Origin of the sequence: Polaromonas sp. YR568 (genome assembly GCF_943369415.1) — a bacterium.
Classification (GTDB): domain Bacteria; phylum Pseudomonadota; class Gammaproteobacteria; order Burkholderiales; family Burkholderiaceae_C; genus Polaromonas.
Genome location: NZ_CALRNF020000011.1, coordinates 85,653 through 106,899, shown reverse-complemented (window position 1 = coordinate 106,899; position 21,247 = coordinate 85,653). Strand labels below are relative to the sequence as shown.

At 64.7% G+C, this 21,247-nt stretch carries 22 protein-coding genes; 6 read left to right on the top strand and 16 right to left on the bottom strand.

Annotated elements, in window-relative coordinates; all coding sequences use genetic code 11:
* Positions 1-61: 61 nt before the first annotated feature.
* From ACLV74_RS09590 to ACLV74_RS09580, 3 genes are all read right to left on the bottom strand, one after another.
* Positions 62-559: a thioesterase family protein gene (locus ACLV74_RS09590; protein ID WP_411879162.1), complete on the bottom strand. Its 498-nt coding sequence runs from the start codon at positions 557-559 to the stop codon at positions 62-64.
* Positions 560-570: 11 nt separating this feature from the next.
* Positions 571-939 (bottom strand): glyoxalase superfamily protein, encoded by a 369-nt coding sequence (locus ACLV74_RS09585; RefSeq protein ID WP_411879161.1) that lies wholly within the window; start codon positions 937-939, stop codon positions 571-573.
* A 142-nt stretch (positions 940-1,081) separates the two neighbouring features.
* Entirely contained in the window at positions 1,082-1,624 is a 543-nt protein-coding gene (locus ACLV74_RS09580; protein WP_411879160.1) for a hypothetical protein, read from the bottom strand.
* 173 nt (positions 1,625-1,797) lie between these two features.
* Between ACLV74_RS09580 and ACLV74_RS09575 the strand changes: the two genes are divergently transcribed.
* Positions 1,798-2,478: an ATP-binding cassette domain-containing protein gene (locus ACLV74_RS09575; RefSeq protein WP_411879159.1), complete on the top strand. Its 681-nt coding sequence runs from the start codon at positions 1,798-1,800 to the stop codon at positions 2,476-2,478.
* A gap of 136 nt (positions 2,479-2,614) precedes the next feature.
* Here ACLV74_RS09575 and ACLV74_RS09570 read toward each other — a convergent pair whose 3' ends face one another.
* From ACLV74_RS09570 to ACLV74_RS09545, 6 genes are all read right to left on the bottom strand, one after another.
* The gene (locus ACLV74_RS09570) at positions 2,615-3,241 is read right to left on the bottom strand and encodes a tRNA-uridine aminocarboxypropyltransferase (RefSeq protein WP_411879158.1); all 627 of its coding nucleotides are present in this window, start codon (positions 3,239-3,241) and stop codon (positions 2,615-2,617) included.
* Complete coding sequence (locus ACLV74_RS09565; protein ID WP_411879157.1) at positions 3,238-4,002, bottom strand: TerC family protein; 765 nt, start codon at positions 4,000-4,002, stop codon at positions 3,238-3,240. Before ACLV74_RS09565 ends, ACLV74_RS09570 begins: the two co-directional genes overlap by 4 nt.
* A gap of 163 nt (positions 4,003-4,165) precedes the next feature.
* Entirely contained in the window at positions 4,166-5,320 is a 1,155-nt protein-coding gene (locus tag ACLV74_RS09560) for an AI-2E family transporter (RefSeq protein ID WP_411879156.1), read from the bottom strand.
* A gap of 167 nt (positions 5,321-5,487) precedes the next feature.
* On the bottom strand, positions 5,488-6,060 hold the full coding sequence (locus ACLV74_RS09555) for an FkbM family methyltransferase (RefSeq protein WP_411879155.1): 573 nt from the start codon (positions 6,058-6,060) through the stop codon (positions 5,488-5,490).
* A 61-nt stretch (positions 6,061-6,121) separates the two neighbouring features.
* Positions 6,122-6,862: a LytR/AlgR family response regulator transcription factor gene (locus ACLV74_RS09550; protein WP_411879154.1), complete on the bottom strand. Its 741-nt coding sequence runs from the start codon at positions 6,860-6,862 to the stop codon at positions 6,122-6,124.
* Positions 6,859-7,923: a sensor histidine kinase gene (locus ACLV74_RS09545; RefSeq protein ID WP_411879153.1), complete on the bottom strand. Its 1,065-nt coding sequence runs from the start codon at positions 7,921-7,923 to the stop codon at positions 6,859-6,861. The genes ACLV74_RS09550 and ACLV74_RS09545 overlap by 4 nt, the downstream gene beginning before the upstream one ends.
* A 231-nt stretch (positions 7,924-8,154) precedes the next feature.
* Between ACLV74_RS09545 and argH the strand changes: the two genes are divergently transcribed.
* The 4 genes from argH to ACLV74_RS09525 all read left to right on the top strand — a co-directional run bounded on the left by argH (position 8,155) and on the right by ACLV74_RS09525 (position 13,416).
* Entirely contained in the window at positions 8,155-9,564 is a 1,410-nt protein-coding gene (gene argH / locus ACLV74_RS09540; protein ID WP_411879152.1) for an argininosuccinate lyase, read from the top strand.
* A gap of 211 nt (positions 9,565-9,775) precedes the next feature.
* Complete coding sequence (locus tag ACLV74_RS09535) at positions 9,776-10,435, top strand: response regulator (RefSeq protein ID WP_411879151.1); 660 nt, start codon at positions 9,776-9,778, stop codon at positions 10,433-10,435.
* Positions 10,432-11,820 carry an ATP-binding protein gene (locus tag ACLV74_RS09530; protein WP_411879150.1) on the top strand — a complete coding sequence of 463 codons (1,389 nt, stop codon included), beginning with the start codon at positions 10,432-10,434 and terminating at the stop codon, positions 11,818-11,820. Before ACLV74_RS09535 ends, ACLV74_RS09530 begins: the two co-directional genes overlap by 4 nt.
* A gap of 75 nt (positions 11,821-11,895) precedes the next feature.
* Entirely contained in the window at positions 11,896-13,416 is a 1,521-nt protein-coding gene (locus ACLV74_RS09525) for a DegQ family serine endoprotease (protein WP_411879149.1), read from the top strand.
* A 99-nt stretch (positions 13,417-13,515) separates the two neighbouring features.
* On the opposite strand, the gene ACLV74_RS09520 is transcribed toward ACLV74_RS09525, so the two are convergent.
* The 4 genes from ACLV74_RS09520 to ACLV74_RS09505 all read right to left on the bottom strand — a co-directional run bounded on the left by ACLV74_RS09520 (position 13,516) and on the right by ACLV74_RS09505 (position 16,649).
* Positions 13,516-14,568, bottom strand: a complete 1,053-nt coding sequence (locus ACLV74_RS09520; protein ID WP_411879148.1) for an EamA family transporter — start codon at positions 14,566-14,568, stop codon at positions 13,516-13,518.
* A 69-nt stretch (positions 14,569-14,637) separates the two neighbouring features.
* Positions 14,638-15,255 carry a class I SAM-dependent methyltransferase gene (locus ACLV74_RS09515; RefSeq protein ID WP_411879147.1) on the bottom strand — a complete coding sequence of 206 codons (618 nt, stop codon included), beginning with the start codon at positions 15,253-15,255 and terminating at the stop codon, positions 14,638-14,640.
* Between the two features lie 334 nt (positions 15,256-15,589).
* The gene (locus ACLV74_RS09510; RefSeq protein WP_411879146.1) at positions 15,590-16,054 is read right to left on the bottom strand and encodes a hypothetical protein; all 465 of its coding nucleotides are present in this window, start codon (positions 16,052-16,054) and stop codon (positions 15,590-15,592) included.
* 94 nt (positions 16,055-16,148) lie between these two features.
* On the bottom strand, positions 16,149-16,649 hold the full coding sequence (locus tag ACLV74_RS09505) for a hypothetical protein (RefSeq protein ID WP_411879145.1): 501 nt from the start codon (positions 16,647-16,649) through the stop codon (positions 16,149-16,151).
* Between the two features lie 796 nt (positions 16,650-17,445).
* Here ACLV74_RS09505 and ACLV74_RS09500 point away from each other — a divergent pair.
* A complete protein-coding gene (locus ACLV74_RS09500; protein WP_411879144.1) occupies positions 17,446-19,053 on the top strand; it encodes a methyl-accepting chemotaxis protein in 1,608 nt (535 codons plus the stop codon).
* A gap of 49 nt (positions 19,054-19,102) precedes the next feature.
* On the opposite strand, the gene ACLV74_RS09495 is transcribed toward ACLV74_RS09500, so the two are convergent.
* The 3 genes from ACLV74_RS09495 to ACLV74_RS09485 all read right to left on the bottom strand — a co-directional run bounded on the left by ACLV74_RS09495 (position 19,103) and on the right by ACLV74_RS09485 (position 21,162).
* The gene (locus tag ACLV74_RS09495) at positions 19,103-19,651 is read right to left on the bottom strand and encodes an AAA family ATPase (RefSeq protein ID WP_411879143.1); all 549 of its coding nucleotides are present in this window, start codon (positions 19,649-19,651) and stop codon (positions 19,103-19,105) included.
* 19 nt (positions 19,652-19,670) lie between these two features.
* Entirely contained in the window at positions 19,671-20,174 is a 504-nt protein-coding gene (locus tag ACLV74_RS09490; protein ID WP_411879142.1) for a GNAT family N-acetyltransferase, read from the bottom strand.
* Positions 20,175-20,244: 70 nt separating this feature from the next.
* The gene (locus ACLV74_RS09485; RefSeq protein ID WP_411879141.1) at positions 20,245-21,162 is read right to left on the bottom strand and encodes an AraC family transcriptional regulator; all 918 of its coding nucleotides are present in this window, start codon (positions 21,160-21,162) and stop codon (positions 20,245-20,247) included.
* Positions 21,163-21,247: the final 85 nt, after the last annotated feature.

Genomic DNA, 21,247 nt, shown 5'->3' with positions numbered 1-21,247 from the left:
GTAACGCAAGGTGCCCGCTGATGTATCGCGGCCAGGCCTTGAATACTCACCAAAGAGAGCCTCACATCGCGTCCAGCGCCCGGTCCCAGGCTTCGAGTTGGGCGGGCTTGGCGGCAAAATCTTGGTTGATGAGTTCAGCGGGCCGCACCGTGAGCGAACCCTTCTTGAATTTCATCTTGACCAGCACCTCCGCGTGCTCTTCAGCGCCCACAAACATCGCATGTGAAAACCAGGCGCATTTTTCATCGGCAAAGATGATGGCGGTTTCCACGCGCACGCGCTTGAACATCGCGATGGGCCGGCTGAACTTGACCAGTTGGGAGGCATTCACAAAACTCAGGCGGCGGCGCAGCAGCGTGCCCATCAGCCTTGTCCTGACCAGGTAGTCCAATTGAGCCGCCTCGGCAAGCTGCAGGTAGCGGTCGCTCTTGAGCACATGGGTTCCGGCATCAAAGGGCGTGACCCAAAACCAGCTTGTGACCCGCGCGCCCGTACCGGCCGCGCCCGCCGAAAAAAGCGCGCGCAGCAGCGTCAGAAAATTCCTCAAAAGGCCGGACATCGGGGCAAGCGCTAGGTGCTGACCGCGCTGGTAAACGTCAGCCGGTTGCCAAAGGGGTCGCTGATGGACATGTCCCGGCTGCCCCAGGGCATGTCCTCTATGCCGGGCCGCGCGTATTTGTACTGCCTGGCCAAAAGCTCCCGCTGGAAGGCCTCCAGTTCGTCCGTCTCGATCCGCATCGCCGCGCCCGGGCTGCAGTCGCCATGGTGGCCTGACAAATGCAGGACGCAGCCGCCTTTGGAGACCTGCATGTACAGCGGCATGCCTTCGCCGAAGCGGTGTTCCCAATCGACCTTGAAGTCCAGGAAGTCGACGTAGAACTCCCTGGCCTTGGCTTCGTCGAAGATGCGGAGTATGGGGGTGGTTTTTCCGAAGCTCATGAGTGCTATTTCCTCATCGGCGGAGCCATCCCTATTCATCACTGAGATGTGGAATGCGGCAATCTGTCATGACCACATACAGGTTTGACCGTTTTCCCTGGTTCGACTTCAGACGATCGATGCGGACCGGAGGATGCATAGGTCAGTACGACGTTGAAGTTTTTGGTTTTATCCCTGTTTGCCTCAAAAATTCGCTCATCAATTGTTCAATGCCTGGGTTCAGGCCTGACACATCCAGCTTGAACTTCCTTCGGCGATTTCCACTGCCGTCTTTCAGCCTGATGTGCAAGAACAGGAATGGGGAATTGCCACCATACCCCAACCAGTATGAATCGATATCTGCCCATTCTGTGCGAACAACCCCGAAAGGGCCCTTGTAAATAAACCCGCGGGGATAGGTCGTGATCCGCCGGCTCGAACCGAATATCCTGCGCAGGCAAAGAAAAACGATATAGCCGGAAAGGCCCAGAACCGGTCCTGAAATCAGCTTTATCGACCATGGCAAGGGTTGCTGAGGTGCGGGAGGATCAAGCAGAAACGGGAGTGCCACCATTGCGAACATGAACGACCCGGCAACTGCCATCGTCAAATACCCGAACCTGCCATACCAGGACGTTCGATATTCGGAAATTACGTGGGTTGTAGTCATTGATGGCGAAGCTATTGCTCTCCAGTTAGTGATCATGGTCAGGCCAACCTTCCGATGCCTCATCTGCTGGCGAAGGTGCGCTCAATAACAGCCCTCATGCGTGAGCCGCATGTGCAGCTGATCAGGCCGCGTTTTCTCGTCCGGTTCTTGCAGGCGAAAGTTGACGGACACGGATGTCTCCTGGCGCGATATTGGAAGGCACTGCGAAATTGGAGATTACCATCACCTTCTGCCTCCAGACCAACCAGGGCCGCCCCATCAAACACTCCGCCGTACTCACCGTCGAAGGCCTCAACTTCCATTACAGGGATCCGAGGGTCGAACTCTTCGCCAACCTGTCCCTCGCCATCCAGCCGGGCGTCACGCTGGTGCAAGGCGGCGACGGGCGCGGCAAGAGCAGCCTGCTTCGCCTGTTCGCGGGCGCCTTGCCCGCCGATGCGGGGGAGTTGCATCTGAACGGCGTATCGCTGAAAGCGCAGCCCGAGGCCTACCGCCGGCAGCTGTCCTGGATAGAGCCGCGTAGCACCAGCTTCGACCAGCTCACGTCGCTGCAATATTTCGAATCGCTGCGCGCCGGGTATGCGGGTTTTGATGCGGCCATGGCCAGGCAGCTGGCCGAAGGCATGGGCCTGGAGCCGCATCTGCACAAACAGCTCTTCATGCTGTCCACCGGGTCGAAGCGCAAGGTCTGGCTGGCTGCGGCGTTTGCCTCGGGCGCGCAGTTGTTGCTGCTCGATGAACCATTTGCCGCGCTGGATGCGCCCTCCATCGCCTTTATCAACCAGCTGCTTCAGGGCAGTTCAGCGCATCCCGGCCGGGCCGTGGTGATCGCGGACTATGAGGCGCCCGAGCATGTGGTGCTGGCAGGTTTGGTCGACCTGGGCAACTGAGGCGCCGGGTCTTGCTCCGGCTTGCGCGCTCTCTCTGTTATCTCTGCTGAAGGCTGCTGGCCGGGGGTAGCCCGGCCCCGGAACTCAAACCAACATCAACCCTCAACCCCCCAAAGAAGCTTGACCCCGCAGAGAGTCAAAGCGTCAAAAACTCATGCCGGGTAGAAAACGCCAACTGCTGCGCCACAAACCCGTCAAAAGCATTCCGAAGCGGCTGGTATTTTTCGGCATCGCCTTCCAGCTGCCCCAGCGCCGTGCAGGTAGCCTCAAGCGTGGACAGCTGGCCGGGCCTGGGGGCCTTGCGGATCACGTAGCGCGACGGAGACATGTCTTCCAGCGTCAGGCGCGGCAGTTGCCCCAGAAAAGGGTTGAGCTGCAGCATCTTGCGGCTCTTGCGCCAGGTGGCGTCCAGCACCACCATGCGCACGCCCACCGGGTCACTCAGCCGCTCCATGTCGATGGCCGGTGCCGGTTCGCGCAAGGTTTCGGGATAGAGCAAGACCGTGTACTGCGGCGCACGGCCCGCGGCCGCGCGCAGGTCGGGTTCTTCAAATGTTTCGCCGGTCAGCATGCGGCTGCCCGGCAGGCTCAGGTGCAGCAGGCGGCCGGTGTTTTTTGCATGGTCCATTTCCAGGGGGTGCTGCAGGATGAGCACGTCGACCTGGTGCACCACGGGCGTGACCCAGCGGCAGATGCAGGCGTTTTTCGGTCTCAGGCAAATGGTGCAGCAACTGCGTCTGGCGGCTGGGTCTTTATCACTCACGGGGCATGCCCGTCACCCTTTTTCGCTGCCGTGGTGGTTTTCCCGTCCGCAACGGCCGGCTTTCGCCGCATGCGGATGTTGAGCATCTCCACCGTGACCGAGAAGGCCATGGCGAAATACACATAACCCTTGGGCACATGGTGGTCCAGCCCTTCGGCGATCAGCACCACGCCGACCACCACCAGGAAGGACAGGGCCAGCATCTTGATGGTCGGGTGGTCGGACACGAAGCGGCCTATGGCCGGCGCGAACAGCATCATGAGGCCGACCGAGGCGATGACCGCGGCGATCATGACCACGAGGTTGTCGACCATGCCGACGGCGGTGATGATGGAGTCCAGCGAGAAGACCATGTCGACGACCATGATCTGCAGGATCACGGCGGTGAAGGTGGCCTTGACGGCGGTGGAGGCATGGCCTTCCTCGCCTTCCATGGACTGGTGGATTTCACCGGTGCTTTTCCAGATCAGGAACAGGCCGCCCGAAATCAGGATCAGGTCGCGCCCCGAGATTTCCTGCTTGAGCACGGTGAACAGCGGCTCCACCAGCCCGATGATCCACGACAGCACCAGCAAGAGGCCTATGCGCATGAACATGGCCATGAACAGGCCCAGACGGCGCGCCAGTTCCTGCTTCTCCTTGGGCAGTTTGTCGACCAGGATGGAGATGAAGATGATGTTGTCGATGCCCAGCACCAGTTCCAGCGCGGTCAGCGTGGCAAAGGCTATCCAGGCTTGCGGGTCGGTGAGCAGTTCCATCATGGCCTTACCTCTTTCTCTTTTTCATTGATCCAGCACGGCGATAGTAGCGCCCACAGGAGTTCTACACCAGCAGGGGCCGAGGAACCGGCTTTGCCGGGCCTCAGGCGCAGCGGCCCCCTCGGGGGGCAGGAAGCTACACGAAGTGAGCGACCGTGGGGGCCCTTCAAGACCCGAGGAATTCACCGACCGGCTTCAAGTCATCCACCCGGTCGCAGATCGCCTTGACGATCATCAGGATGGGAATGCCCAGCAGCAGGCCCCAGACGCCCCACAGCCAGCCCCAGGCCAGCAGGCCGACAAACACCGCCACCGGGTTCATGCGGCTGGCGCGGCTGGTGAGCCAAGGTGTCAGCAGGTTGCCCACCAGGGTGTGGATGACCAGCGAGGCGCCGCCCACGACCAGGGCCATGTTGAGCGAGCCGAACTGCATGAAACCCACCAGGGCCGAACCGGCCGCCGTGACCAGCGAACCGACATAAGGCACCATGTTCAGCACGGCGGCCGCGACGCCCCAGACGGCGGCGTTGTCCAGCCCGATGGCCAGCAGGGCCAGCCAGGTCAACACGCCCACCAGCGCGCTGGTCAGCAGCTGCACCTGCAGGTAGCGCTGGATCTGGCCGGTGATTTCGTTGAGCGCCTGCAGCGTGATCTTCTTGCTGCTGAGGCTGTCGCCCGCCAGCTTGAGCAGCTTGCGCCTGAATGTGTCGCCCGAGATCATCAGGAAATAGGTGAGGAAGACCACCACCGTGACCTGCCCGATCAATGCGATCAGGCCTATGGTGCCGGACCACAGGTAATGCCGGATGTCGAAGCGCGCGGGCTCTACCACCACGCGCATGGCGCCGCGCGTAGTGCCGGGCACGCTGTTGTCCTGCGCGGCCTGCTCGATCTGCGCGGCGGCTTTCTGCACGGTTTCCAGCGCGCTGTCGGAGCGCCCGCTGCGCGCCTTCATGGCCTCGCGGAATTTCTGCGCCGCCGCCGGCAAGGCCTGCACCAGTTGCGTGGCCTCATCGCTGAGCGACCAGGCGGTGGTGCCGATGCCGCCCAGGATGGCCAGCAGCAGCACGGCCGCGCTCAGCGCGCGCGGAATGCGCCGCGTCTCCAGCCAGTTGACCACCGGCGAGAGCGCATAACTGAACAGCACCCCCACCATCACCGGGATAAACACGGCCTTGGCCCAATGCAGCACGAAGAGGAAGGCCAGGCCGGCCAGCACCACCAGCGACATGTTGCGGATGTCGACCGGCATGTGAAGAAGCACGCGCTGCGCGTCGGCATTCGTATCGGCCGGCGGCGGCGGGGCTTCTTCTTGCGTCATGTATCCCTCGTGTGCGTGTTGGAGGCCGGGCGCGAATAGCGGAATTTTCGCGCCGGAAGGCCGAGATAGTACTTACGTAGATATTCGAACCGGGCTGCCCAGGAAAACGTGTAGGACGCTTTCGCCGGAACGTACCAGCTGTTCAAGCCGGTTCGCAGCAGCAGCTGCTAGCCGTTGACGCGCATCAAGTCGTGCTTGTGGTGATGGGTGACGTGGTCTTCGATCAGCACCAGGCGGGGCTGCCAGTGGCCGAAGTCAAAGCCCGACAGCGCGACCAGCTCGTGCCCCTCGATGTCGATGGACAGCAAATCAAAGCCCCGGGGCGCGCTGGCGTCCCGCAGCATGGCGTCCAGCGTCTCGCAGCGCACCAGCACCGTGGAGCGCACCACCGCGCCCAGCGCGATGGGCCGGTCTTCCAGTGTCGAATGCGGCCCGGCGCGGTTCAGCTGCAGCTGTTTGCCGGCGTTGCCGGGGCTGGAGCAGGCCATCTCTATCACCCTTCCCGTGCGGTTTTGGCGAAGCAGCTCGCAGCAATCCGGGTCGGGCTCGACCAGCAGGCCCGTCCAGCCCAGCGCCTCCAGGTGCTGGGACTGCGAATCGAGCACGGGGTCGTTGGCGCCCACGTCCACATAGAAGCCGGCTTTGCCGCCGAAAAAATCGCGCACCATCTGCTGCTCGACGGCGGGTTCGTTGCTGAAACGGCGGACGTGGCGCTGGGTGAAATCGGCGTGTTTGGGCATGGGAGAGTGGGTGAAGGGGAAAAAGAAAATGCAAGAGCGGGCCGGCCGGGCGGGGCCCGGGTCAGCCCGCGATGGCTTCGCGCACCGCGCTGAGCTGGCGGCGCGACACCGCCAGCAACTCGTCGATGCCGTTGAGCCGCACCGCCCAGCCTTCGCCTTCCTCGGGGTCGAAGTGTTTCTCCAGCGTGCGCACCGCGCGCCGAGCGATCAGCGCGTTGCGGTGTATGCGCATGAAGCGTCCGGCGTGGCGCTCTTCCAGCTCGCTCAGCGAGCCGTCCAGGATGTAACTGCGGCTGGCCGTGCGCACGGTGACGTACTTGAGCTCCGCCTTGAAGTACAGCACCTCAGCCAGCGGCACGCGCTCGGTGCGGCCGCGGTCCTGGATGATGAGCATCTCTTCGGCGGCCGGGGCCTGCGGGCTGCGCGCGGCCTGCTGCAGGCGTTCCACCTTCTGCAGCGCCTGCTGCAGGCGCTCCAGGCGAACCGGCTTGGTCAGGTAGTCGGCGGCTTCCAGCTCGAAGGCTTGCACGGCATGCTCGGTATGGGCCGTGACGAACACCACGGCCGGCCGCCGTGGCAGCGCGGCCATCATCTGGGCCAGCGCGATGCCGTCGGGGCCCGGCATGCGGATGTCGAGCAGCACCGCGTCAAAGGCTTCACGCTGCAGCGCCTTCATCGCCTGCGCGGCATCGGCGGCTTCCGCGCCCACCGCCGCCGCCGGCGCCGTGCAGTCGCCCAGCAGGGTGCGCAGGCGGGAACGCGCCAGCGCTTCGTCGTCAACCACCAGTATCTTGAGCGTCATACGGGAACCTCCAGCCGCACCTGAAACACACCGTCCTTGAACACGGTCTTGAATTTCGCCTCGACATCATGCAGCAGGGCCAGGCGCTCGCGCACGTTGGCCAGGGCCAGGCCGTGGCCGCGCTCACCTACGCCCGCGGGCGTGGAATTGGTGACCTTGACCACCACGCTGCTGCCGCGCCTGAGCGTGGAAATCTTCAGCTGCGCGCCGCTGGCGCTGGGCTCCACGCCGTGCTTGACGGCGTTTTCCACCAGCGGCTGCAGCAGCAGCGGCGGCAGCTTGGCGAGGTTGGCCGCCGGGTCCAGGCTCCACTGCACCTGAAGGCGCTCGCCGAAGCGCACCTGTTCTATGGCCAGGTAGTGCTGGGCCAGCGCGATTTCCTGCCCCAGCGTGACCGACTCGGCCGGGTCGGCCAGCGCATGGCGAAACAGCTCGCTGAGGTCTTCCAGCACGGCCTCGGCCTTGGCCGGCTCGGCGCGCACCAGGGCGATGGCGCTGTTGAGGGTGTTGAACAGGAAGTGGGGGCGGATGCGCGACTGCAGTTCGGCCAGGCGCGCCGCCGTGGCTGCCGGCGTGCGCGCCTTGGCACGCCAGAAGAGGCCGGCCAGCATCATGGCCGACAGCAGCGCGCCGGCCGCCGCGCTGGACCACAGGGGCGCCGGCTGCAACAGCCCCATCAGGACCAGCAGGCCGCAGCCGTACAGGCCCGACACCGCGCCCAGCGCCATGCCGCACAACCATTGGCGCGAGGCCTCAAGCCGGTTCAGGCGCGACTTGAGCACGCACACGACGACCAGCCAGGCCAGCACGGCCGGCAGCACCCCGCCGGTCAGCAGCGAAAACCGCAGCAGCCACTCGATGGGCCGGTTGGCGCTGAACATGGCGACCACGCCCACCACAGCCTCCACAAACAGCACCGCCCGCAGCACGACGCCGACATGGCAGGCGTCAAACATGTTGGTGCGTGTGCTGCTTCTGTACGCGAGCTCCTCGTCGCCGGGCATGAAGCTGCCCAGCGAAGTGGATTCACCGAAGTGCGACAGGTCAGGCGAAGGCTTCATGGTGTGCATTCATGGCTGAAAACAGGGCGGCGGGGATCATGGGGAAGGGTCCGGCACATGGATAAAATCACCGTGATGCCGAGTATTGCACCGGTCGCGCCCCGCGGCGACGGCCTGGACGACAATTAAAGCCATCGCCGGCCCCGGATTTGCCCAGAATAGCGCATACGGGGCCCTGAATCCACGGCCTGCCCACCGGCAGCGTGACCGCCTCCCAGAAGAAAGCCCGACGTGAACCAATTCGACAAAAAGTCCCAAGCCTGGTCTGCCCTCTTTTCCGAGCCCATGAGCGACCTGGTCAAACGCTACACGTCCAGCGTGTTCTTCGACAAGCGCCTGTGGCAGGCCGACATCGCCGGCTCCCTGGCCCACGCCGAAATGCTGGCCGCGCAAAAAATCATCCCCGCCGCCGATTACGCCGACATCCAGAAGGGCATGGCGCAGATCACCTCCGAGATCGAATCCGGCGCCTTCGAATGGAAGCTGGACCTCGAAGACGTGCACTTCAACATCGAAGCCCGCCTGACCCAGCTGGTGGGCGACGCCGGCAAGCGCCTGCACACCGGCCGCAGCCGCAACGACCAGGTCGCCACCGACGTGCGCCTGTGGCTGCGCGGCGAGATCGACCTGATAGACGGCCTGCTGACCGACCTGCAAAAAGCGCTGGTCGACATCGCCGAGAAAAACGTGGAAGTCATACTGCCGGGCTTCACCCACCTGCAGGTGGCCCAGCCCGTGAGCTTCGGCCACCACATGCTGGCCTATGTGGAGATGTTCAGCCGCGACGCCGAGCGCATGCAGGAGATCAGGAAACGCGTGAACCGCCTGCCGCTGGGCGCCGCCGCGCTGGCCGGCACCAGCTACCCGCTGGACCGCGAACGCGCGGCCACAACCCTGGGCATGGTCGACGAAAACGGCAAGCCGCAGGTCTGCCAGAACAGCCTGGACGCGGTCAGCGACCGCGACTTCGCGATTGAATTCACGGCGGCCGCCTCGCTGGCCATGGTGCACATCAGCCGCATGAGCGAGGAGCTGATTTTGTGGATGAGCCAGAACTTCAGCTTCATCCACATCCCCGACCGCTTCACCACCGGCTCGTCCATCATGCCGCAGAAGAAAAACCCCGACGTGCCGGAACTGGCGCGCGGCAAGACCGGCCGCGTGGTCGGCCACCTGATGGGCCTGATCACCCTGATGAAGGGCCAGCCCCTGGCCTACAACAAGGACAACCAGGAAGACAAGGAGCCGCTGTTCGACACCGTCGACACGCTCAAAGACACGCTGCGCATCTTTGCCGAGATGGTCGCCGGTATCACCGTGAAGCCCGAAGCCATGGAAAAAGCCGCCCTGCGCGGCTACGCCACCGCCACCGACCTGGCCGACTACCTGGTCAAAAAAGGCCTGCCCTTCCGCGACGCCCACGAAACCGTGGCCCACGCCGTGAAGGCCGCCACCACGCACGCGGTGGACCTGTCCGAGCTGCCCCTGGCCGTGCTGCAGGAGTTCAACCCCAGCATCGAAAAAGACGTCTACGATGCCTTAAGCCTGCGCGGCTCGCTCAACGCCCGCAACATCCTGGGCGGCACCGCGCCCGCGCAGGTGAAGGCGCAGATCGCGCGGCACCGCGCGCGGCTGGGCTGAGGACTTTTCCCCCTCTCCCCAGTATTCACTCCCTCTCCCTCTGGGAGAGGGCAGGGGTGAGGGCTAGCGGTCTCAACCATGCACAGCGGCATCAACCGCCGCCGGCCCTCATCCCAGCCTTCTCCCAGAGGGAGAAGGAGCTACCAAGGGCGACTAAGCTCCGCCTAAGCCAGACCATGCATACTGGCACCTTCCAGGTGAGGAAACCCCAATGCGACTATTACTGGTCGAAGACGACGCCATGATTGGCGAAACCGTTCTGCAGGTGCTGCGCGCCGAGCATTACGCGGTCGACTGGGTGCGCGACGGCCGTATGGCCGATGAGGCCTTGCGCAGCGAACACTACGACCTCGTGCTGCTGGACCTGGGCCTGCCGCAGCGCGACGGCCTCGAAGTGCTGCGCGCCCTGCGCGCCCGCCGCGACACCACCCCGGTGATGGTGGCCACGGCGCGCGACGCGGTCGGCGACCGCATCGCCGGGCTGGACGCCGGCGCCGACGACTACGTCGTCAAACCCTATGACACCGACGAGATGCTGGCCCGCATACGCGCGCTGATACGCCGCAGCGCAGGCCGGGCCGAGCCGGCCTTTGAACACAAGGGCGTGAGCCTGAACCCGGCCACCCGCGAAGCCAGCCTCAACGGCCAGCCGGTCACGCTGTCGGCGCGCGAGTGGGCCGTGCTCGAGCCTTTGCTAGCCCGCCCCGGCGTGGTGCTGTCGCGCGCGCAGCTCGAAGAAAAACTCTTCAGCTGGAAAGACGACGTCAGCAGCAATGCCGTCGAGGTCTACATCCACGGCGTCCGCAAAAAACTCGGCAACGACATCATTCAGACCGTGCGCGGCCTGGGTTATCTGGTGCCCAAGCAATGACAACAAAGAAGCCCGCGACACATTCCCTGAGAAAGAGATTGCTGTGGTTCGTGCTGGCCGCCATCCTGGGCGCCGCCGTGCTGCAGGCCGGCACCGCCTACCGCGGCGCGCTGCGCCAGGCCGACGCCATGTTCGACGAACACCTGCAGCAGATGGCGCGCTCGCTGCGCAGCGGCGTGCCGCTGAACCTGCCGCTCGATGAAGCCGACAGCGACGACCGCTTCGAGGTCTATGTGCAGATCTGGGGCCAGGACGGCACGCAGATTTTCCGCTCCACGCGCTCGGCGCTGCCGCCGCGCGCGGTGCTGGGTTTTTCCGACGTGGAGGCGCACGGCAACCGCTACCGCGTCTACACCCTGCAGACCGCGCTGCAGACCGTGCAGATCGCCCAGGACCTGGACGCGCGCGCGGCCCGCGCCCGCGCGCTGGCCGTGCGCGCCGTGCTGCCCTTTTTGCTGCTGACGCCGCTGCTGATGCTGGCCGTGTGGTGGGTCATCAGCCGCTCGCTGGCGCCCATAGAGCGCGCCACGCGCCAGGTGGCCGGCCGCCGCGCCGACGATCTCTCGCCGCTGGCCGACGAAGGCCTGCCCGACGAGGTGCGGCCGCTGGTCGACGAACTCAACCTGCTGTTCGGCCGCGTGCGCGGCGCCTTCGAGGCGCAAAAACATTTCGTGGCCGACGCGGCGCACGAGTTGCGCTCGCCGCTGACGGCCCTCAAGCTGCAGGCGCAGGCCCTGCGCCGCAACGGTGAAACACCGGCCGAGCGCGAGGCCGGCATTGCCCGGCTCAACCAGGGCATAGACCGCGCGATACGCCTGGTGGAACAGCTGCTGGTGCTGGCCCGCGAAGAGTCCGGCGAGGCCGGCCCGGGCCTGGTGTCCGCCGCCGCGCCCGTGGACCTGCAGGAAGTCGTCAAGCTCGCGGTGGCCGACGTGCTGCCGCACGCCCTGCACAAGCAGATAGACCTGGGCATGGTCGCGGGCGAGCGTTCGCCGCGGACGCCGCAGGTCACCGGCCAGGCCGAAGCCCTGCGCATCCTGCTGCGCAACCTGCTGGACAATGCCGTGAAGTACACGCCCCCCGGCGGCCGGGTCGACGTCTCGCTGGGGCTGCATGAGGGCCAGCCGGTGCTGGCCGTTGAAGACAGCGGCCCCGGTATCGCCGGCGAAGACCGCGAACGCGTGTTCGACCGTTTCTTCCGCGCGGGCCAGGAGGGTGGGCGAGCCGATGAAGCGCCACAAACCGGCAGCGGCCTGGGGCTGGCCATCGTCAAGGCGATCGCCGCGCGGCACGGCGCCACGCTGCAGCTGGGCCGCTCGGAGCGCCTGGGCGGGCTCAGGGTGGACGTGCAGTTTCCGGTGGCTTCGGAGTCGAACTCCGTTTAAGCCCCGCCTAAGACAGCGTCTCCATAGTTGTGGGTAACGGCACCGTTGTGTGCCATTAACCCAAGGAAGCACGCCATGTCATCCACCGCATTGAAGAACACCCGGCTCGTCGCCGCATTGCTGGCCGCGGGCGCCATTGGCGGCGCCGGCGTCAGCGCCATCAACGCCCTGCATTCCGCCGCCACCGCGGCCACGCAGCCCGCCATCACGGCGCCCGCCGCGGCCCCCGGCACCGCCTCCGTCCCCATGGCCCTGCCCGACTTCTCGCAGATCACCGAGCGCTACGGCCCGGCCGTTGTCAACATCAGCGTGACCGGCACGACCAAGGTGCGCAATGAAATCGCCCAGGGCGACGATGACGACGATAACGGCCCTTCTTCCGGCGACCCCTTCTTTGAATTCTTCAAGCGCTTCCAGCAGGGCCAGGGCCGTCCCGGCGGCCGCAACGGCGCGCCGCAGCAGGAAATGCCCACGCGCGGCCAGGGCTCGGGTTTTATCGTCAGCTCCGACGGCATCATCCTGACCAACGCCCACGTGGTGCGTGACGCCAAGGAAGTCACCGTCAAGCTGACCGACCGCCGCGAGTACCGCGCCAAGGTGCTGGGCGCCGACCCCAAGACCGACGTCGCCGTGCTGCGCATCGAAGCCAAGAACCTGCCCGTGGTCACACTCGGCAAGGTCAGCGACCTGAAGGTCGGCGAATGGGTGCTGGCCATAGGCTCGCCCTTCGGTTTTGAGAACACCGTCACCGCCGGCGTCGTCAGCGCCAAGGGGCGTTCGCTGCCCGACGACAGCGCCGTGCCCTTCATCCAGACCGACGTCGCCGTCAACCCCGGCAACTCCGGCGGCCCGCTGTTCAACACGCGCGGCGAAGTGGTCGGCATCAACTCGCAGATCTACACCCGCAGCGGCGGCTACCAGGGCGTGTCCTTCGCGATCCCGATCGACGTGGCGGCCCGCATCAAGAACCAGCTCGTGGCCACCGGCAAGGTCGAGCACGCGCGCCTGGGCGTGGCCGTGCAGGAAGTCAACCAGGCCTTTGCCGACTCCTTCAAGCTCGACAAGCCCGAAGGCGCGCTGGTCTCCAGCGTTGAAAAAGGCGGCCCTGCCGACAAGGCCGGCCTGCAGTCCGGCGACGTGATACGCGGCGTCAACGGCCAGCCCATCGTGTCCTCCGGCGACCTGCCCGCGCTGCTCGGCACGGCGGCGCCCGGCGACAGCATCAAGCTGGACGTCTGGCGCCAGGGCGCGGCCAAAGAGATCACGGCCAAACTCGGCAGCGCCGATGAAAAAACCGCCCAGGCCGCGGCCAAAAAAGACAGCCCCAACCAGGGCAAGCTGGGCCTGGCCCTGCGCCCGCTGCAACCCGATGAAAAGAAGGAAGCCGGCGTCGACAACGGCCTGGTCGTCGAACAGGCCAGCGGCCCCTCGGCCCTGGCCGGCGTGCAGCCCGGCGACGTTCTGCTGTCCATCAACGGCGTTCCCGTGAAGAACATCGACCAGGTCCGTGCCACCGTCGCCAAGGCCGAAAAATCCGTGGCCCTGCTGATTCAACGCGGGGACAGCAAGATTTTTGTGCCGGTCAACTTCGGTTAACGCGTTTAACCCGGGCGGTTTCCCGGACTCACGGTCCGGATATGCCCCTGGCGGGAAGGCGATCAAGCCCATGCCCGCCAGACAGTAGCCGCCTTTCCCTCAATGCGAATGGCGGTGATGCGCATCCGGGAAATGCGCGTGGCTGTGGGCAATCGGGGCATGCGTGTGCGAATGCATGTGCCTGGCGCCCTCTGCCACCGAAGCCCCGTGCGCATGGTCGTGGTGTTCGTCACCGGCGCCGTGCACATGCTCATGGCTGTGCTCAAGCGGCTCATGGGTGTGCGCGTGCCGGTGGCTTTCCGTCAGGTGCAGCCAGATGCCTGCCGCCATCAATGCACCGGCGATGAGCAGTGGCAATGTGACCGGCTCGCCCAGCACAAGCACCGCCAGGGCCGCACCCACAAAAGGCGCCACGGAAAAATAAGCCCCCGTGCGCGCCGTTCCCAAATGGCGCAAGCCCAGGACAAACAGCGCCAGGCTGGCCCCATAACTGGCAAAGCCCAGCACGGCGGCCGCCAGCACCACCGGAACATCCGGCCAGGTGGCGCCCAGCAGCAAGGCCAGCAGCAGGTTGGTCGTGCCGGCGGCAAGGCCCTTGACCATGGCGATAAAGGACGCGTCCGAAAGCGACACCTTGCGCGTCAGGTTGTTGTCCACGCCCCAGGCCAGGCAGGCCCCGACCACCGCCAGGGCCGGCCACAACGCTACCAAGCCGGCTTGCGCCGGCCATGACAAGACCACGCCGCCCGCCACAATCGCCAGCATCCCCAAGGCGATGCGGCCATCAAAATTTTCCCTGAATACAAACCACGCGATAAGGGCGGTCAGCACACCTTCCGCGTTCAACAGCAGCGAAGCGCCTGAAGCAGGCATGCCCGAGAGCCCCGCCATCAACAAGACGGGGCCCAGCATGCCACCCGCGACCACAGCGCCTGCCAGCCACTTCCATTCACCGCGGGGCAGCCGTACGGATGGCGATCCGCGCAGCCGGCGCAGCAGGAAAAGGCCAAGGCCGGAGCCGAGGTACAGCAGCGCCGCCAGCAGCCACGGACTGGTTTGCGCCAGCAGCAGCTTGGCCAGCGGGGTGCCCGCGCCAAACAGGACGGCTGCCAGCAAGGTGGCCAGAACACCGGGTTGTGTCAGGGATTTCAAGAGCTTCTCCTCGGATGAGCCGTTCGGGCAGCCTGGCGCTTTGCCGGAAGCCGCAAGGCATGCACAAGCTTAGCGCCTGAAGGCCAGCCGGGTCCAGGTGACGCCTGCCGCGCGGTTGCCCGGCTGCAATGATTCGGTGTGTGTGTTCAGGACGACGCCAAGCCCATGTTGCCGGGCAAGTTCCACAGTCTTCTCACCAGAAACCGCAAACATGCGCCGGCCTGCGGGCACAGGCCCATGGCGCAGCGACAAAACCATCACGCCATCCGGCGCCAGCAGTGAAGCCACCCGCGGCATGGCGATGCCGCGTTCCGTTGCGTCAAGATGCATCCACACCGCGCTCAGCATGACCACGTCAAAGCGCTGGCCGCGGCCCAGCACGACATCAAGGTTCGGCAAGGCATCGTCCAGCCATTCGATCAAGGGAGACGGGTGAAGCCGCATGGCCGCGTGACGAAATTCGGCGGTCGGCTCCACGGCCACCACGGAGTGGCCTTGCTCCGCGAACCAGGCCGCATCCAGGCCGGTTCCCGCCCCTATGTCCAGGATGCGGCTGGGAACCGTTGGCAAGAGGTGAAGCTCGGCCGCGTGATGCGCAACGAAGGAAATCGATTCGTACTGGGGAATCAGCTCCGCGGCTTGTTCGGCGTAGCCTTGCGTGCCCGGAGGTTGGGAGCTGTTTGGCATCATCTTTTCCTAAGGCCGAAGGGTGAGGTCAGCACCGGCGGCGGAGTCGGCGGCTATGCCGCATGCTTCTCCTCCTCGTGCACTGTCTCCCTTTCGCCGGCGACCGGATCACTGTAGTGATACCACGCTTCGTGGGGAGAGTAGGCCTCGCACGCCAAGCACGCAGTGCTTGGCCATTTGACGCCGCAGCCGGGACAGACGGCCCTGGTCCAGAACGTGTTCCAGACGGTGCCGCAAGAGGGAACACACACCCATCGGTCTTCAGCACGGGGACGCCACTCACACTTGGGACAATAGATTTCGACCTTTTCCATCTTTTCCCTCTCATTTCAAGCTAGGCACGGGCTTCATACGCCTCGACCAATGCATAGAGGCTTCTTAGCTCCTCGGCCAGCTCGGGCTCAACTTCAAGAACGTCGATCCTGTGCCTCACCAGATGGAACTCGGCCTCGGTCCTGATTTTCCCTCGTGCCATGACTTTCTCCAGTCGCGCAATTTCAAGGCGCAGGAATTCGGGATACTCGGCCGCGACCGCGTCGTGCAGCGCTTTTGAAACGGCCCCACGCCACTGAATGTCAACCTCGCCAATAAGATCCGGCATTTCCCGCAATCCCCGCTCCAGGCCGGTAGCGACCTGTGAGCTTGTCGGCCTGGGGTCGCGTGAACGAACCTCGGCGACAAAGGCCGGAACTCCGGCTGCGACCTGACACAGCGCCCAAGCCTTTTCATCCGGAATGGCGGAAATGGCCTGCGCGAATTGCGCATACGCCGCAAAGAGCCTTTCTGATTTTGACGCCAAGTTGTTTCCCTGTACGGCTTGATGTTTAACTTGGACCGGCCGCTGATGCACGCTGCGCGGGACGAACCATTTGGGATTTATTCATTGAACGAGGTCAGGTTCGGCGTTCAGACGTGGTGAATTCCACGTCTGATGCCTCGATGAGCCAACGACTGCCGCTGGAGCCCGCTTTGCCGGCCCACTCGATTTCATGAAGCAGATGGCCTTGAGGAGTCAGCCGGAATTCGTCGTACAGCCAGTCACCGTGGCCGGCATCACTTCGCTGGTTGGACATCTCATACGCAAACACTTTGGGGTAGAAGAACTCCAGCCATTGATCGTGGTATGCGCCCAGCAAGCGAAGCCTGAGGCTTAGATGGCGAACCTCGCTGCGCGCGCCCAACGCCGGCTCGGCAAATGTCGCTGACTCCAGCCACGCGTCATGCGGTGCGCGATGGTCTTCAAATCCAAAGTACCAATCACTGCTGACCAGCGTGTGTGCCCCCGGCGGGAACCGGGCCTGGTTCTCGCGCAAGTATTCGTGATAGGGATTCCAGAGCCTTCTGGCCTCGTCGGGGTTGTCGACGTCGCGCTGCGCTGAAAGAATGTAGCTCATACGGGTTGAATGATCTCGCGTTGAGAGGCATCGGAGACAGCGGAATCGCGCATCTGCTCAGTAGCGTACATGCTGCCCCAAAGTCCAGAGTTGGGAGAGCCTGAGCATGCCGGCAGTTTTGCACCTCGGGCAACTCTGATCGCGAACGAGGGGCTCAAACTCGTCTTCCATACGGAATAACCCCTTCTCATATGCCTCGGCGACAAGGTCCCGGTAGCCGGGGTGAGATTGCAGCACCTCGTCCAAAGGAAGGGCCTCAGGCACTTCAATCACTTTGGCATGCAACACGTGACTGGAATCTTGAGCTCGCGTCACTAATACAAGGGCACGTTTTCCGTCAGCGCAGCCAGAATGCGCGATGTTTCGAAACCAGCCGCAATTCCTGCAAAGAACTCGTACGGTATGAAAGTCCAGACCTTGGTGGAGCATTGCGAGAAGTCTATGTTGGACAGGACCGGCAGGCACACAAATCCATGTCTCCGTTTACGTTTATCTGTTGCAGACCCCGATGCGCGAACGTATTCGTGATCGTCACTATAGCGGTCAAACCCTAAATCCCATGCGTGCATCAACCGCTTTCCATCCCGCGGCACAGCCTTGCGGCATCCGCACAACAGAGAGGGAAGCCGAGAGCCGGGCTCACACCCCGCCCGCCCCAGCTGACGCATCCTTGACGTAGATCAAGCCCCGGCCTCCCTGCCCTCCTTAAACTTTTGACATCGGACAGCGCTTCGGGTGGAGCGGGGCTTTTGCAGCAGGCGGGCCAAGCCGTGATGATTCATAACGAGGACAAGCCATGCGCAGCAATCTCCCGGTCTCCGATGTGGAATACATCATGCAGGACGACAAGCCCATCGTCTCCAAGACCGACCTGAAGGGCCGGATCACCTACGTCAACCCCTACTTCATCGAGGTCAGCGGCTACACCCACGAAGAACTTCTGGGCGCGCCGCACAACCTGATCCGCCACCCCGACATGCCGCCCGAAGCCTTCGCCGACATGTGGGAGACGCTCAAGGCCGGGATTCCGTGGAACGGCACGGTCAAGAACCGGCGCAAGAACGGCGACTATTACTGGGTTCTCGCCAATGTCACGCCGCTGATGGAGAACGGCCAGGCCACCGGCTATATGTCGGTGCGCAACAAGCCCAGCCGGGCGCAGATCGAGGCCACGGACCGGCTCTATCGCCGCATCATGGCCGGGCAGGCGGACGGCATCGCCATACGCCAGGGCCAGGCGGTGCGCACCGGGATGGCCGGTATCTGGGACACGCTGACAAACGTGTCGATGCGCGTGCGCGTCGCTTCCGCACTCGCCGGCATGGGCGCGCTGTTTACCGGCATGGGCTGGGCCGGTTTCAGCGTATCAGGCAACAGTACCGCGGCCGGCTGGTTTGCCGCTGCCGCCGCGCTGGGCCTGGCGGGCGCGCTATGGCTCAGCTATTCGCTGCACGTCGGCATCGTGCTGCCGCTGCGCGCCGCGATCAAGGCCGCGCGCACCATTGCCGGCGGCGACCTGTCGGGCAAGCTGGACACGCAGCAAGGCGGCGACGTGGGCCAGCTGCTGCGCGCCCTGCAGCAGATGAATGTGAACCTGGTCGCCATCATCGGCGACGTGCGCGCCAACGTGGTGACCATGGGCGTGGCCACGAGCGAAATCGCCGCGGGCAATATGGATTTGTCCAGCCGCACCGAAACGCACGCCTCCAGCCTGGAGGAAACCGCCGCCAGCATGGAGCAGTTCTCCGCGACGGTGAAACAGAACGCCGACAGCGCGCTGGAGGCCAACCGCCTCGTGGTGTCGGCCTCCAGGGTGGCCGCCAAGGGCGGCGACGCGGTGGCCCGGGTGGGCGCGACCATGACCGACATCAGCGATTCGGCGAACAAGATCGCGGGCATCATCGCCGTGATCGACGGCATCGCCTTCCAGACCAACATCCTGGCCCTGAACGCGGCGGTCGAAGCCGCGCGCGCCGGGGAACAGGGCAAGGGCTTTGCCGTGGTGGCCTCGGAAGTGCGCAACCTGGCCCAGCGCTCGGCCGGCGCGGCCCGGGAAATCAAGACGCTCATCGGCGACTCGGTGAAGAAGGTCGAGCTGGGCAACTGCCTGGTGAGCGAGGCGCGCCAGACCATGACGGAGATCATGCAGTCGGTGCAGGGCGTGACCACCATCATGGGCGAGATCACCTCGGCCAGCCGCGAGCAGAGCAGCGGCATAGACCAGGTCAACCTGGCGGTGTCGCACATGGACAAGGCCACGCAGCAGAACGCCGCGCTGGTGGAGCAGGCCGCCGCGGCCGCGGCCAGCCTGGACGAGCAGTCGGTGCAGCTGTCGCGCGCGGTCTCGGTGTTTCAGTTGCACCGCGGCACGGCGCGCGCGGCCAGGCCGGCTTTGGCTGCCTGAGTGCCCGCCGGGTTATCGCCTCAAGATGCAGACAAACCGCCGCGGACATTCATGCGTGTTTCGCGAAGCGCTGAAGTGCCTCCAGGACACCGGCCTGTAGCGCAAAATTGACCAGACCAGCGGCGTCTTCTTCTCTCTGCAGGCAGAGCTTGTGCCCCTGGAAGTGCTGAAATAGCGAAAGATGCCCCGCATAAGACCGGCTATCACCGCGTGAGGGATAAGCCGATGCCCATTCGAGGAGCCTGGCAAGGCCGGTGTCCGACTGGGCCCTCTCCATATGAGCCTTGCTTTCCGATCCCCTGGCCAACAAGCGCTGCCGGCAGACCGCCCAATCAGGATTGAGCCAGACCAGCGCCTGCGCGTCCTCAAGAAAAGGCGCTGCCAGTTCACCAAAAACGCCTTCCACTACCCACCCCGGCGTGTTTCTGCTTTGCGCTATCAGCGATGCGGCTTCTTCGTCGGGCCGCTTTTTGTCGAAACCGCCGGGCAACCAGAACAACTCGTCCAGATGCACCACGGAAACCGAAGCCAGTGCGGCCAGCCTTGTCGCCAGCCATGTTTTGCCGCTTCCGCTGTTGCCGATGATCACGATTTTCATAAATGCCGGGTTTTCACAGTCATGAGGCCAGGATGGCCCAGCGTTCATGATCCCGCCACCGGCCGCCTATCTTCAGGTACCTCGGTGAATAGCCTTCCTGGGTGAACCCGCAGGATGCGACCAGGGCAAGAGAGGCCGCGTTCGCCGGCTGGATATTCGCCTCCAGCCGGTGGAGTTTGAGTTGCTTGAACGCGCGTCCGACGACGGCGCGCAAGCCCTGGCGCATGAGGCCTTGTCGCTCATGCCCCGCGAAAGCGTAGTAGCCAAGGTAGCCGCTGCGAAACTGCCCAAGAATCATGTTCGTGACGTTGATGACTCCGACAAAAGCGCCGGTGTCGCGGCGGCAGACAAGGAATGCGCTGTTGTGAGGCAGGGCCATGCGCTCGATGTAGGCGCGAAACAGGGCTGGCGTGCCGGGTGCGGCCGTCCACGGCTGGTGAAGCTTGCGGCTTGCGCGCACCGCGCTGAGGAAGGCGCGCTCGTCGGCAAGGACGGGAGGGCGAACATGGACGGCAGCGTTCAACGTAGGTGCATTCATGACGGTCAACGCCCCGGTGAGCGGGTTGGTATTCCCGTGAGCCAGTCGGGGGGCGTCACGGCAGCGATACAGACACAGGTAATCGCCGAGCATACCGCCCGGGCGCCTGCCCCACATGCCGGCTGAAGGCGGTGCTGAAGGTGCTGGCCGAACTGTAGCCGACGCGTTCGGCCACCTCGGCCAGGGCGACGCCGCTGCGGCCCAGCAAGTCCTTGGCCAGCGCCATGCGCCAGGCCAGCAGGTATTCCATGGGCGGCAGGCCCACGGCGCGCGAGAAGCGTTCGAAGAAGGCCGACCTTGAGAGCGCAGCCGTCTTTGCAAGCTCGGGCACCGTCCATGCGCGCGCGGGGTCGCCGTGCATCTGGCGCACCGCGGCGGCCAGCCGGGTGTCGGCCAATGCGCGCAGCATCCCCGGCGGCGCGCCTTCGGTGGGCGCGCCGCGCAGCGCTTCGATGAGCAGCAGCTCGACCAGCCGCGCGAGCACCAGCTCGCGGCCTTGCCGCTGTTCCAGCGACTCTTCCCGCACGAACTGCACCAGCAACGGCAGCCGCCCTATGCCGCGCAGGTGCAGCACGGAGGGCAGCAGCGAAACCATCAAGGCGGCGTCGGGCGAATCAAAGGCGAAGTAGCCGCCCAGCATGCGCACGTCGGGCGGGCCTTCGCGCCTGCCGTGGCGGATTTCGCCTTCGGGTGCGGGCATGGTTTTGGGGTCGAGGAAGACCGGAGGCGCGGGCGCGGCCCCGGACATGATGAAGCCCGGCGTGGCCGGCATCAACAAAAAGTCCCCGGCGGCCAGCGTGAGCGGCTGTTGCCCGTCAACGGCCAGCACACACTCGCCCTCCAGCATCGCGCAGAAGCTGGGCTGGCCGAAGGCCGAGTAGCGCACGGCCCAAGCGCCTGCGCCGCTGATCACCTTGGAGTACACGGCGCGCGGCCTGAGCAGCGCGATGACTTCGGCGAGTGGATCGACCATACAGGACTCCTGCAAACAAAATATGGACTCTTCATTGTAGTCAGTCCTGCCCCTGGGCAATATCGTTGGGCCGCTTCTTCAAACC

What these genes read in the sequence shown, in the direction of transcription:
- ACLV74_RS09545 (WP_411879153.1), bottom strand. Translation starts at nt 7,923, where the DNA reads ATGAAGCCTTCGCCTGACCTGTCGCACTTCGGTGAATCCACTTCGCTG.
- ACLV74_RS09500 (WP_411879144.1), top strand. Translation starts at nt 17,446, where the DNA reads ATGCGCAGCAATCTCCCGGTCTCCGATGTGGAATACATCATGCAGGAC.
- ACLV74_RS09485 (WP_411879141.1), bottom strand. Translation starts at nt 21,162, where the DNA reads ATGGTCGATCCACTCGCCGAAGTCATCGCGCTGCTCAGGCCGCGCGCC.
- ACLV74_RS09535 (WP_411879151.1), top strand. Translation starts at nt 9,776, where the DNA reads ATGCGACTATTACTGGTCGAAGACGACGCCATGATTGGCGAAACCGTT.
- ACLV74_RS09530 (WP_411879150.1), top strand. Translation starts at nt 10,432, where the DNA reads ATGACAACAAAGAAGCCCGCGACACATTCCCTGAGAAAGAGATTGCTG.
- ACLV74_RS09495 (WP_411879143.1), bottom strand. Translation starts at nt 19,651, where the DNA reads ATGAAAATCGTGATCATCGGCAACAGCGGAAGCGGCAAAACATGGCTG.
- ACLV74_RS09525 (WP_411879149.1), top strand. Translation starts at nt 11,896, where the DNA reads ATGTCATCCACCGCATTGAAGAACACCCGGCTCGTCGCCGCATTGCTG.
- ACLV74_RS09515 (WP_411879147.1), bottom strand. Translation starts at nt 15,255, where the DNA reads ATGCCAAACAGCTCCCAACCTCCGGGCACGCAAGGCTACGCCGAACAA.
- ACLV74_RS09560 (WP_411879156.1), bottom strand. Translation starts at nt 5,320, where the DNA reads ATGACGCAAGAAGAAGCCCCGCCGCCGCCGGCCGATACGAATGCCGAC.
- ACLV74_RS09585 (WP_411879161.1), bottom strand. Translation starts at nt 939, where the DNA reads ATGAGCTTCGGAAAAACCACCCCCATACTCCGCATCTTCGACGAAGCC.
- ACLV74_RS09505 (WP_411879145.1), bottom strand. Translation starts at nt 16,649, where the DNA reads ATGAGCTACATTCTTTCAGCGCAGCGCGACGTCGACAACCCCGACGAG.
- ACLV74_RS09590 (WP_411879162.1), bottom strand. Translation starts at nt 559, where the DNA reads ATGTCCGGCCTTTTGAGGAATTTTCTGACGCTGCTGCGCGCGCTTTTT.
- ACLV74_RS09550 (WP_411879154.1), bottom strand. Translation starts at nt 6,862, where the DNA reads ATGACGCTCAAGATACTGGTGGTTGACGACGAAGCGCTGGCGCGTTCC.
- ACLV74_RS09565 (WP_411879157.1), bottom strand. Translation starts at nt 4,002, where the DNA reads ATGATGGAACTGCTCACCGACCCGCAAGCCTGGATAGCCTTTGCCACG.
- ACLV74_RS09555 (WP_411879155.1), bottom strand. Translation starts at nt 6,060, where the DNA reads ATGCCCAAACACGCCGATTTCACCCAGCGCCACGTCCGCCGTTTCAGC.
- ACLV74_RS09580 (WP_411879160.1), bottom strand. Translation starts at nt 1,624, where the DNA reads ATGATCACTAACTGGAGAGCAATAGCTTCGCCATCAATGACTACAACC.